This window comes from Haloarchaeobius pelagicus (genome assembly GCF_051207375.1).
Lineage (GTDB): Archaea > Halobacteriota > Halobacteria > Halobacteriales > Natrialbaceae > Haloarchaeobius.
Window position 1 is genome coordinate 803,684 of the sequence record NZ_JBPJZD010000001.1, and the last position, 11,721, is coordinate 815,404.

12 protein-coding genes are annotated in these 11,721 nt (G+C 65.5%); 9 read left to right on the forward strand and 3 right to left on the reverse strand.

Annotated features, from left to right (window positions below):
• Positions 1-288 precede the first annotated feature (288 nt).
• The 3 genes from ACSC1S_RS04195 to ACSC1S_RS04205 all read left to right on the forward strand — a co-directional run bounded on the left by ACSC1S_RS04195 (position 289) and on the right by ACSC1S_RS04205 (position 3,311).
• The gene (locus ACSC1S_RS04195; RefSeq protein WP_435363283.1) at positions 289-2,208 is read left to right on the forward strand and encodes a beta-CASP ribonuclease aCPSF1; all 1,920 of its coding nucleotides are present in this window, start codon (positions 289-291) and stop codon (positions 2,206-2,208) included.
• A gap of 252 nt (positions 2,209-2,460) precedes the next feature.
• Complete coding sequence (locus ACSC1S_RS04200; protein WP_435363284.1) at positions 2,461-2,874, forward strand: EamA family transporter; 414 nt, start codon at positions 2,461-2,463, stop codon at positions 2,872-2,874.
• Positions 2,875-2,924: 50 nt separating this feature from the next.
• Entirely contained in the window at positions 2,925-3,311 is a 387-nt protein-coding gene (locus ACSC1S_RS04205) for a methylglyoxal synthase (RefSeq protein WP_435363285.1), read from the forward strand.
• A gap of 6 nt (positions 3,312-3,317) precedes the next feature.
• Here the strand turns inward: ACSC1S_RS04205 and ACSC1S_RS04210 are convergent, their stop codons facing one another.
• From ACSC1S_RS04210 to ACSC1S_RS04220, 3 genes are all read right to left on the reverse strand, one after another.
• Positions 3,318-4,124, reverse strand: a complete 807-nt coding sequence (locus ACSC1S_RS04210) for an endonuclease III domain-containing protein (RefSeq protein WP_435363286.1) — start codon at positions 4,122-4,124, stop codon at positions 3,318-3,320.
• Positions 4,125-4,189: 65 nt separating this feature from the next.
• Positions 4,190-4,606, reverse strand: coding sequence for a DUF371 domain-containing protein (locus tag ACSC1S_RS04215; RefSeq protein WP_435363287.1), 417 nt, complete (start codon positions 4,604-4,606; stop codon positions 4,190-4,192).
• A 25-nt stretch (positions 4,607-4,631) separates the two neighbouring features.
• Positions 4,632-4,784: a hypothetical protein gene (locus tag ACSC1S_RS04220; RefSeq protein ID WP_261650584.1), complete on the reverse strand. Its 153-nt coding sequence runs from the start codon at positions 4,782-4,784 to the stop codon at positions 4,632-4,634.
• A gap of 104 nt (positions 4,785-4,888) precedes the next feature.
• On the opposite strand from ACSC1S_RS04220, the gene ACSC1S_RS04225 reads away from it, so the two are divergent.
• From ACSC1S_RS04225 to ACSC1S_RS04250, 6 genes are all read left to right on the forward strand, one after another.
• A complete protein-coding gene (locus ACSC1S_RS04225; RefSeq protein WP_435363288.1) occupies positions 4,889-6,742 on the forward strand; it encodes a glycoside hydrolase family 2 protein in 1,854 nt (617 codons plus the stop codon).
• A gap of 247 nt (positions 6,743-6,989) precedes the next feature.
• Positions 6,990-7,880, forward strand: coding sequence for a coiled-coil protein (locus tag ACSC1S_RS04230; protein WP_435363289.1), 891 nt, complete (start codon positions 6,990-6,992; stop codon positions 7,878-7,880).
• A gap of 135 nt (positions 7,881-8,015) precedes the next feature.
• Positions 8,016-9,164, forward strand: coding sequence for a DUF373 family protein (locus ACSC1S_RS04235; protein ID WP_435363290.1), 1,149 nt, complete (start codon positions 8,016-8,018; stop codon positions 9,162-9,164).
• Positions 9,165-9,215: 51 nt separating this feature from the next.
• The gene (locus ACSC1S_RS04240) at positions 9,216-9,938 is read left to right on the forward strand and encodes a diphthine--ammonia ligase (RefSeq protein ID WP_435363291.1); all 723 of its coding nucleotides are present in this window, start codon (positions 9,216-9,218) and stop codon (positions 9,936-9,938) included.
• A 106-nt stretch (positions 9,939-10,044) separates the two neighbouring features.
• Positions 10,045-10,167 (forward strand): hypothetical protein, encoded by a 123-nt coding sequence (locus ACSC1S_RS04245; protein ID WP_435317662.1) that lies wholly within the window; start codon positions 10,045-10,047, stop codon positions 10,165-10,167.
• A 150-nt stretch (positions 10,168-10,317) separates the two neighbouring features.
• Positions 10,318-11,556 carry a mandelate racemase/muconate lactonizing enzyme family protein gene (locus ACSC1S_RS04250; RefSeq protein ID WP_435363292.1) on the forward strand — a complete coding sequence of 413 codons (1,239 nt, stop codon included), beginning with the start codon at positions 10,318-10,320 and terminating at the stop codon, positions 11,554-11,556.
• Positions 11,557-11,721 lie beyond the last annotated feature (165 nt).

Below are 11,721 nucleotides of genomic sequence, written 5' to 3' on the forward strand. Positions count from 1 at the left end.
TAACTCGAATGGCATACCGTCGAATAAGCGGGTTCTCCCTGGGTCCTCCCGCGCAGACGACTGTCTGGGACGGGCTCCAACCGCAGGTACCACGAACATGTACCCGGCCGATACTACAGACTTCCAGCGATTCCAGTGTGACCGCCGACACGGTACACAGCGACGTGACCGTTCCGCGGCGGCCCCAGCGCCGGGCACTCCTGCGACCGGAATCCAAGGACCCGTCCGCAGGTGCGGTGACAGACACCGCCCGCATTCGGACATCATGGCACTACCTTTTCCCGAGATATGAGTTCCGTAGACCAACAACTCGAAGAACTACGAGCAGAGATCACGAGCGAAATCCCGAACGACATCTCCGTCTCCGCGGTCAAGTACGAAGGCCCGGAGCTGGTCGTCTATACGCGCGACCCGAAGAAGTTCGCCCAGCAGGGCGACCTCATCCGGAAACTCGCCTCGAAGCTACGCAAGCGAATCACCGTCAGGCCCGACCCCGACGTCCTCTCCCCGCCCGAATCCGCACGCGAGGAGGTCATGAGCGTCATCCCCGAGGAGGCCGGCGTCACCGACCTCGACTTCCACGCTGACACCGGTGAGGTCGTCATCGAGGCACAGAAGCCGGGGATGGTCATCGGCCGTCACGGCTCCACGCTCCGCGAGATAACGCAGAAGGTCGGCTGGACACCCGAGGTCGTCCGCACGCCGCCGATCGAGTCCTCCACCGTCTCGAACGTCCGTAACTTCCTCAAGCAAGAGCGCGAGGACCGCCGGGACATCCTCGAACGCGTCGGCCGGCAGATCCACCGCGACGAGATGTCCAAGGACGAGTGGGTCCGCATCACGACGCTGGGCTGCTGTCGCGAGGTCGGGCGGGCTTCGTTCATCCTCTCGACGCCCGAGACCCGCATCCTCATCGACTGCGGTGACAAGCCCGGTGCCGAGGACGAGGTCCCCTACCTCCACGTCCCCGAGGCGACCCCGCTCAACAGCATCGACGCGGTCGTGCTCACCCACGCCCACCTCGATCACTCCGCACTCGTCCCGCTGCTGTACAAGTACGGCTACGACGGCCCGATATACACCACGGAGCCGAGCCGTGACCTGATGGGGCTGCTCACGCTGGACTACCTCGACGTGGCGGCGAAGGAAGGTCGTACCCCGCCGTACGAGTCCGAGATGGTCCGCGAGGCGATCAAGCACACCATCCCGCTCGAGTACGGCGACGTGACCGACATCGCGCCCGACGTGAAGCTCACGTTCCACAACGCGGGCCACATCCTCGGCTCTGCGGTGTCGCACTTCCACATCGGCGACGGCCTCTACAACGTCGCGTTCTCCGGCGACATCCACTACAAGGACACCCGCCTGTTCAACGGCGCGGTGAACGACTTCCCGCGGGTCGAGACGCTCGTCATGGAGTCGACCTACGGTGGGCGAAACGACTACCAGACCGACCAGGAGGACTCCGAGCAGAAGCTCATCGACGTCATCAACAAGACCCACGACAAGGGTGGGAAGGTCCTCATCCCGGCGTTCGCGGTCGGTCGGTCCCAGGAGATCATGCTCGTGCTCGAACGGGCGATGCGCAACGGAGACATCCCCGAGATGCCCGTCCACCTCGACGGGATGATCTGGGAGGCGACCGCCATCCACACCACGTATCCCGAGTACCTGCGTGACGACCTCCGCGACCGCATCTTCCACGAGGACGAGAACCCCTTCCTCGCCGAGGAGTTCAACCACATCGACGGCGGCGAGGAGGAGCGACAGGACGTCGCCGACGGCGGCCCGTGTATCATCCTCTCCACCTCAGGGATGGTCACCGGTGGGCCCATCATGTCCTGGCTGCGCCACATCGGTCCCGACGAGGACTCCCGTCTCGTCTTCGTCGGCTACCAGGCACAGGGGACGCTCGGTCGCCGCATCCAGAACGGCTGGGACGAGATTCCGGTCAACGGCCGCAACGGCGGCGGGCGCTCGGACACGATGAAGATGAAGATGGACGTCGAGACCGTCGACGGCTTCTCCGGTCACGCCGACCGGCAGGGCCTGATGGACTTCGTCCGCACGATGAACCCGCGCCCCGAGAAGGTGCTCTGTGTCCACGGCGACGAATCCTCCGTGCAGGACCTCTCCTCCGCGCTCTACCACGAGTTCAACATGCGGACGTTCGCCCCGAAGAACCTGGAGACGTTCCGGTTCAAGTAGGACGTTTCTCCCGTCGGTTTTCACGGTTCTCGGTCGTCAACCAGCACGGCTGGGTCCGCGAATTCAAGTACGAAGCCGCGGCCACGGACCGGCGTGCTGTGACGAACGCCACACGGTGGTCGCGGGTGCGCGGCACTCCCACCGTGATGGACCCGGGTCGAGAGTCCCCGACCCAGAATCGAGTGTCGCCTGTTCGCCACCACCGAGTCTCGAGTGACAACGCTTTTCCACGAGGGAGCGGTCCGACAGACCATGCTCAACTCTCCCGTCTCGTGGGCGCTGCTGGCCATGCTCGCCTGGGGGCTCTGGGCCGTCGTCGCCGACATCGCGACCCGAAGCGTCTCACCGACGGTCGCGATGGTCGTCTCCTACTTCGTCGGTGCCGGCCTCGCCCTGGGGTACGTGTTCACGCGGCCAGAGAGCATCGAGTACACCCGTGACGGGCTGGTCACCGCGGGAGTCGCCGGGGTCTTCGCCGGGCTCGGTGCGGTCGCGTTCTACGCCGGGCTCGCCCGCGGTTCGACCAGCGTGGTCACCACCGTCTCTGCGCTCTACTTCGTCGTCGCGGCCGCCATCGGCATCGCGGTGCTGGACGAACCGCTGACGCTCGAACGCGTCGCCGGCATCGGGTTCGCTGTCGTCGCGGTCGTCCTGCTGGCGCGGTAAGAATCCGGCACGCGCCAACCTTCTTGTCGGTCCCCTGCGCACCGGGGAGCATGCGCCTCGCGCTCATCGCCCACGACGAGAAGAAGCCAGACCTCATCGACTTCGCGCGCAGCCGGAGCGACGACCTCGCTCGCTTCGACCTGATGGCCACCGGAACCACCGGGAAGCGACTCATGGAGGCGACCGGACTCGACATCGAGCGCAAGCAGTCGGGCCCCATCGGTGGCGACCTGCAGATCGGGGCCGAGATCGCCGAAAACGAGTGCGCTGGTGTCATCTTCCTCCGTGACCCGCTCACTGCACAGCCCCACGAACCCGACGTGGCGGCCCTGCTTCGCATCTGCGACGTGCACGAGGTCCCGCTGGCGACGAACCTGGCGAGTGCCGACGCCGTGCTCGACGAGCTGGTCGAGCGGCTGGAATCGCAGGCGGAGTGACGACACTCACTCGGGCGCGTCGGCCGGGTCGATGACCTCACCCGTCTCTGGGTAGACACCGACCTGGTCACAGACGTCCGCGAGTGGACACGCTTCCGGGTCGTCCAGACACGCTGGCTTGCGGGCAGTGCAGTACTCCCGCCCGAACTGTATCATCGCGGTGTGCCCAAAGCCACATTTCTCGGCGGGCACGTCACGCTCCAGGTACTCTCGGACGTCCTCGTGGTCGGCGTCGGCCGGCGCGAGGCCCATCCGACGAGCGATGCGGTGGACGTGCGTGTCGACGGGGAAGACGCCGCCACGACCCCCCGAAAAGAGGAGGACGCAGTCCGCCGTTTTGGGGCCGACGCCCTTGACGCCCAGCAGGGTGTCCCGAACGTCGTCGGGGTTGCCATCTCGCACGTACTCGTCGAACGCGGTGGTCGAGCCGAACTCATCGAGCACCCACTCGGCGGCGCGCTGGATGACTTCCGACTTCTGGTTGTAGAGCCCGGCCGCGGAGATTGTCTCCGCGAGGTCGTCCTGGGAGACGTCGACCAGCGTCTCCGCCAGCTCGTCCTCGGGACCGTACCGGGCCATGAGCTGGTCGTGGGCGGGCTGGCTCGCCTTGTCGCTCGTGTTCTGGCTCAGGATGGTGCGCACGAGGCACTCGAAGGCATCTTGCCCACCGTACGCTTTCTGCCAGTACATCTCACCGAGGCGATCGACGACCGCTTCGGCGCGGGTCGCGCACTCGCCGGGCTGGAACTCGGCGGCGATGCCGCCACCACTGGGACCACCGGAGATGTTCTCCGTGGGTTCGTCGTCTGGCATGGCCGTGGGTTGGGACGGGAGGGTGAAAACCGCCGCGCTCTCCGAGGTCGGCTTCTAAAACGAGTTCAGGCGTCGACTTCGAGCGTCACCGTGACCTCGGCTCCCTCGGCCAGCGCAGCGACCAGGTCGCGGTCGAAGCCCTCGGCGGCGAACGGGGCGGCGAGCATGATGGTCCGGTCGTCGACGTAGTCGGAGGTACGCCCGACCATGCTCCGGTCGTTGGTGAATTCGAGCGAGGGATGGCCGAGACCGGTCACGGAGTCCGAGTAGCCGCCAGCTTCGATGGTGAAGGTGATTCGTGCGCCCTGAGTCTGGCACAACTCGACGAACTCGGGGTCGAAGTCAGCCGGACTGCGGTCGGCGTCGATGGCGAGGATGCAGTCGCCGGCCGGGGTGAGATAGTCGTCCGTGGTCACTTCGAACGTGCTCGTGTGCTCGGCGGAGACGTTCTCGTGGCCGCGGGCGTGGATGACCTCTTGCATGCCCCGGCGTATCCGACCGGTGAACTTAGTCCTCGCGAACGACCGTGACGGTCACCGCACCGCAGGTGCACTCGTAGGCGCGCCGTACGCCACCGTCGGTCCGCATGGTGAGCATCAGGCGGTCCGCGTCGAGTGTCGCGTCACAGCCCTCGCAGGTGCCGGTCAGGTGTTCGAGCATACTACGGGGAACGACCGCACCCCATGTCAAGGTCCGCCAACCGCGCGGTGAAAGTGAAAGTGGTCGGAAGACCTTTCCTGATTGCGGTCGGTCTGTCTGTTCGTATGACGAGCCAGTGGGAGGGGGCTACGGTCGTGGAGGCACACGGCGACGAGCCACCGGCGGTCGACTCGTGGGAACCCGTGACGGTTCCGGGTCGGCCGACCACGTTCGCTGGCGACGATGCGGTCGCCTACCGACTCCGGTTCGGCGACCCACGGTCGGCGAGCGACCAGCGGGTACTCCTGGATTTCCGTGGTGTGTACGGACGCGCTCGTATCTGGCTGAACGGCGAGTTGCTCGGCGAGCACGACACGTACTTCCAGCCGGCGCAGTTCGAGTTCGATCCGGAGCCGGAGAACGAACTAGTCGTCGAGTGCCACCGCCCGACCGACGGGTTCGGTGGTGTGTACGAGACGGATATGGTGCCGGATTCCCTGGCAGTCCCCGGCATCTGGTGGGGGGCGCACCTTCGATTGCGCCCGCCCGCGTTCGTCACCGACCTCATGATAAACCCGCGACTGACCGACGAGGGTGCGGTCATCGACACCGCAGTCTGTGTGGATGCGGCGGAGCCGGTCGACGAACCGGTGACGCTCTCCCTCCGCCCCGAAGGGTTCCGTGGTGGTGGCGCGATGGAACGTGTCCACGTCGACGCGGCCGCGGGAGAGCGCGTCACCGTCACCCGAACGCTGGCGCTTCGTGACCCGGCGTACTGGTGGCCTCGTGGGTACGGGGACCAGCACCGGTACACGGTCCGGGCGAAGTTCCGTGACCACGAACGGAGCCGGACGACCGGTGTCTGTCCGGTCCGCTATGACGGCGGGCTCTGGGCGAACGGCGAGCGCGTCCAGGCCCGCGGGGTGAACGTCATGCCGAGTGACTCACCCATTGCAGACCTCGAACGCGCCGCGGCGGCGAACTGTAACTTCGTTCGTGTTCACGCGCACGTGCTGCCGCAGTCGTTCTACGACGCGGCGGACGAGGCGGGGATACTGGTCTGGCAGGACCTCCCCCTCACTGGGCCACAGGCGGTCGACCCCGGCCGCGGACAGGGACTCGCCCGGACGTTGTCGGCCGAATACGACCACCACCCGTCGGTCGCCCTGTTCGGCGTCCATGACGACCCCGTCGACCCGTTCCCGGAGCGACTGGGGAGCGGTCGCCTCGCTCGTCTTCGGTTCCGGCGGCGCGTCAGCGGGACCACGTTCGATCGGTCGACCGCGGACACGATCGCGAGCGCGTTCCCCGAGGGTGCGACCGTGTTCCCGGTGTGTGGCCCGCCGGGCAGTTCCCCGGATGCGGCGCACCTGTATCCCGGCTGGAACTACGGCGACGCCGACACGGTCGAGTGGCTTCTCTCGACGTATCCGGAGTTCGGGACCGTCGTGACCGAGTTCGGCGCAGGATCGCTCACCGAACGGGGGGAGAACCCGGTTGGCCTCGACCGTGAGACCCATGATGCGGTTGTGGGCGGCGACGGGGCAGGGGCGTCGCAAGCCGCGCAGTCGAGAACCATCAAGCGTGTCGCGGAGGCGCTTCGGCGGTCGGGTACGGACATCCTCGCCGCGTTCTGTCTGCGCGACGTTGACGCCGGCGGTGGCATGGGTATCGTCTCGGTCGACGGGACCGAGAAGCCAGCCTACGACGCGCTGGCCGACTCGTTCCAGCCGGTCGTCGCGCTGCTCGACGGCGAGCCGACGGGCTCTGTCGGTGTCACGGTGGTCAACGATTCGCCTGCACAGGTCGATGGGACCTTCTCGTGGACCGCCGGGGACGCTGGTGAATCGATACCGGTCGTGGTCGCGCCGAGCGCCCGCGAGCCAGTTGGCACCGTCTCGATTCCGGCTGGTGCGGACCGGCTCGAGCTCGTCGTCGAGGCTGGTGGGACGCGGTACGTCAACGAGTACTCTTTATAACCGGAATCGTCGTGTATGGTAGCAATTTACACACCCTGTGTCGGCGCTGTCTCCCGATTCCGGGAATATAGGCAATCGGTACCTTTAAATTACTTGCCGTGGTAGTAATCGATACCAGAACGCCGCCGGTGTTCCGGTAGCATCGCTAGCCGACCAGAATGACACGGAATCTTGTCCCCGAGAGGTCGCAGGCCGCCAGCGAGAGCTACCGTTCCGGCGCGGGACGGAATCGAGGTACGAATACACAATGGCTGATTCGATAGACACATCCAAGAACGTAGAACTCACAGAAGACGACCTTGCGAACAAATCCAAAGGTCAACTTATCAAGCTCGCAGGACAGCTGCGAGACCGACGTAACGATCTCAACCAGATGGCTTCTGAGCGGGCTTCCAGCCGTGACGACCTGAACGCGAAGACTCGCGAGAAGGTCGACGAGGCCCAGGAACACCGCGAGAAGCGTGACGAGCTCAACGAGCTGGTCCAGGAGCACAAACAGAAGCGCAACGACCTCAACGCCGACGCTAACGAGCTCTTCGACAAGGTCGAGGAGATGAAGTCCGACCTGGAGCTCGACGACGGCAAGGACCTCGAAGAGCTCGAGTCCGAGATCGAGGACCTGGAGTTCAAGCAGCAGACCGAGGTTCTCTCCTCCGAGGAGGAGAAAGAGCTCATCGAGAAGATCGAGTCCAAGCGCGAGGAGTACCAGAGCCGCAAGGAGAAGATGGGGCAGAACGACGACCTCGACGAGCTCGTCGAGGAGGCCGAGGAGGTCCGTTCTGAAGCATCCAAGCACCACCAGAAGGTCACGGAGCTCGCCGACAAGGCACAGGAGCACCACAACCAGATGATCGAGGCCTACCGCGAGGCCGACGACATCCGTGACGAGGCCGACGAGATGCACGAGAAGTTCGTCGAGGCCCAGGAAGCGGCCGACCGTCACCACGAGGACTTCGTCCGCGTCCAGAAGCGCCTGCGCGAGATGGACAAGAAGGAGGAGGAGGCCAAGCAGTCCAAGCGCGACCAGAAGCGCGAGGAAGTCGAGGCCGAGGCCGAGGAGATCTACCAGAAGTTCAAGGAAGGCGAGACCCTCGACACCGAGGACCTGATGAAGCTGCAGAAGGCTGGCCGCCTCTAAGCGCCCAACTCGGGGACTCTCTCTGTTTGCGGTCCCGACGTGCAGCACTTTGATTGCGTTTTTCTCGACCGTCCGTGAGCGACAGCACCGCCGGTCACGGCAGTTTTTTATCCCTTCTCGTGCTCGCATTGGGTAGTGGCTACGCTGGTCGTGTGCGTCGACCGTACCGACGACATCGGACGGAAGACGGGGTTGGAGACGCCTGTTGTCGGCTGGGAAGCCGTGCGTTCGCTCGTCACGGACGTGGGGTTGGCCGACCCGGAGGACTCCAACGTGAACTGTCTGCTAGAGACACTCCGGGTCGCGCGTGACCTGCGCGACGAGGACGAAGAGACCGTCGTGGCGGTCATCTCCGGTGCGAGCGAGAACGTCGTGGGGGCTGACCGGTCGGTCGCCCACCAGCTCGACGAGCTGATCGCGCGCTACGATCTCGATTCCGCCGTCGTCGTCATCGACAGTGCACAGGACGAACGCCTGGTGCCGGTCGTCGAGTCACGACTCCGCGTCGATTCGGTCGACCGCGTCGTCGTGCGACAGGCCCGCGACATCGAGTCGACGTACTACCTGCTGAAGCAGTTCCTCGCCGACGAGGAGCTGCGCCAGACCGTGCTGGTCCCACTGGGTGTGGCGCTGGTCGCCTTCCCGGCGCTGGCGCTCACGGCGGGGCCGGCCGTCGGCGCGGCGACCATCACCGCCATCGTGGGGCTGTTCCTGCTCTACAAGGGCTTCGCGGTGGACGAACTGGCCAAAGACGGCGCGGCGCAGGTCCAGACCGCGCTCTACTCCGGTAACGTCTCCGTCGTCACGTACGTCGTCGCGGCCGGGCTGACGATGGTCGGGATGTTCGTCGGGGCGCTCGAGGTCTCGCGGATGAGCGGTGTCGAAGGCGTCGTGTTGCCGTCGATGATGTTCGTCTTCCACGCGGTCCCGTGGTTAGCGATGGCGGGTGCGACCGCGAGCATCGGGCGGGTGCTCGACGAGGCAATCGACTCCGAGGCCGTCCCGAACGCGATGTTGAACATGCCGTTCATCCTCGTCGCCGTCTCGCTGGTGATTCGTGGGTTCTCGGCGTACTTCCTCGAACGCAGCGATCTCATCGACGCGCTCCAGATTCCCCGGGTGACCGTCGGGCAGAGCGAGTTCGGGGCGTTCGCATTGCTCCCGGGTGAGCGCCTCGCCGGTTTCGTCGTCGTCGCAGTCCTGCTCGCGCTCGTGGGCGTGCGCATCGCGGCGGCGCTGTCTGGGACGGGTATCGAGGAGGCCGAACTCGAACAGGGTTCGTAGCGTCATCCGCGGTCCGTCACACGTTTACTCTCGCGGTCCACTTGGTCAGCTATGACAGCCGACGGTTCCTGGGTGAGCCTCTTCTCCGGCGGGAAGGACTCTTCGTGGGCCCTCTACCGGGCGCTCGAAGAGGGGCTTCCGGTCTCGCACATGCTGACGGTCCACCCCGAGGGCGAGTCGTACATGTACCACGTGCCGGCGACCGAACTCACGTCGCTGGCGGCAGAGAGCATCGGCCTGCAGCACGTCAACGTCACACCCGATGATTTCGACGCGATGACCGCGACGGACTCCGGCGAACAGGGTGATGCCGAACTGGAACCGCTGGAGGCCGCGCTCGCCGGCCTCAGCGACGATCTGGAGGGGGGCCTCGCGGGCGTCACCGCGGGTGCTATCGAGAGCGAGTACCAGACCTCGCGCATCCAGGCGATGGCCGACCGCCTCGGCTGTGACGTGTTCGCGCCGCTCTGGCAGCGCGACCCCTCGGAACTGGCGCGCGAGATGCTCGACGCCGGTTTCGAGATAACCATCCTGCAGGTCGCTGCACACGGTCTCGACGAGTCCTGGCTCGGGCGCACCCTCGACGCCGACGCCTTCGCGGAACTGGAAGCGCTCAACGAGGAGTACGGCGTTCACGTCCTCGGAGAGGGTGGGGAGTTCGAGACGTTCGTGACGGACGGGCCGCACATGGAGCGACCCATCGAGCTGGAGTACGAGACGGTGTGGGAGGGGACGCGAGGGCACATCGAGATTACCGACGCGCAGCTTGGCTGACTCGGCGAGACTGTGAAGTCCCGCCAGCGCAGCTGGCGGTCTTTTTGGCCCAGCTTTTTCGAGGAGTGGTGGGCGAGCGAAGCGAGTCCACCCGACGACGAAAAAGGTGGTTCCTGGGACGTTCGTCACGGACGGGCCGCATATGGACCGGCCCATCGAGTTGGAGTACGAGACGGTGTGGGAGGGGACGCGAGGGCACATCGAGATTACCGACGCACGGCTCGGGTAGGTTCGGGGCTGGAATCGCTCGACATGGCCTCCTTGTGAGTCAGTATCAATACACTGAATAGCACACGCGCCGTCCAGTCACCTGCCCGTTCTTCCGACACGTCGCTGCGGATTGCCCAACATTTACTATGTTGCGAGTAAATCACGAGGTATGGGAATCGATTACTCGGACCTTCACGATCCGAACGCGGAGTACACGATGCGTGAGCTCTCCGGCGAGACGATGGGAGTCACGCGCGAGCGCGGCGGCGGCCGGGACGTCCAGATAACGGACGTCCAGACCACGATGATAGACGGGAACTTCCCGTGGACACTCGTGCGAATCTACACCGACGCGGGCGTCGTCGGCACCGGTGAGGCCTACTGGGGCGCGGGTGTCCCGGAGCTCATCGAGCGCATGAAGCCGATGGTCGTCGGCGAGAACCCGCTCGACATCGACCGCCTCTACGAACACCTCATCCAGAAGATGTCCGGCGAGGGCTCCATCGAGGGCGTCACCGTCACGGCCATCTCCGGCATCGAGATCGCCCTGCACGACCTCGCGGGCAAGATCCTCGACATCCCGGCGTACCAGCTGCTGGGCGGCAAGTACCGCGACGAGATGCGCGTCTACTGTGACTGCCACACCGAGGCGGAAGCCGACCCCGAGGCCTGTGCCGACGAGGCAGAGCGCGTCGTCGAGGACCTGGGCTACGACGCCCTCAAGTTCGACCTCGACGTGCCCTCCGGCTTCGAGAAGGACCGCGCGAACCGCCACCTTCGCCCCGGCGAGATTCGGCACAAGGCCGAAATCGTCGAGACGGTCACCGAGCGCGTCAAGGACCGCGCCGACGTGGCGTTCGACTGCCACTGGACGTTCTCCGGTGGCTCCGCGAAGCGCCTGGCCAACGCCATCGAGGACTACGACGTCTGGTGGCTCGAGGACCCCGTGCCGCCGGAGAACCTCGACGTGCAGGAGGAGGTCACGAAGTCCACCATCACGCCCATCACGGTCGGTGAGAACCGGTACCGCGTGACCGAGGAGCGCCGCCTCATCGAGAACCAGGCGGTCGACATCATCGCGCCCGACATGCCGAAGGTCGGTGGCATGCGCGAGACCCGCAAGATCGCGGACGTCGCCAACCAGTACTACATCCCGGTCGCGATGCACAACGTCTCCTCGCCCGTCGCGACGATGGCCTCTGCCCACGTCGGTGCCGCCATCCCGAACGCGCTCGCCGTCGAGTACCACTCCTACGAGCTCGGCTGGTGGGAGGACCTGGTCGAAGAGGACGTCATCGTGGACGGCTACATCGAGGTGCCGGAGAAGCCGGGCCTGGGTGTCACGCTGGACATGGACGCCGTCGAGGAGCACATGGTCGAAGGCGAGACGCTGTTCGACGAGGAGTGAAACGACTCGTCGAGCCAGCAAATCTCCGATTTGCGCTGTTTGACGAAGTGTAAGCCGAAGTCACGCTCGTGAAGCAGAGCTTCACGGTGTTCGACGAAGCGGAGCTTCGTCAAATCAACGAGTCACAGCGCGAACGAAGTGAGCGACCGTCTCGTGCGATTCGGC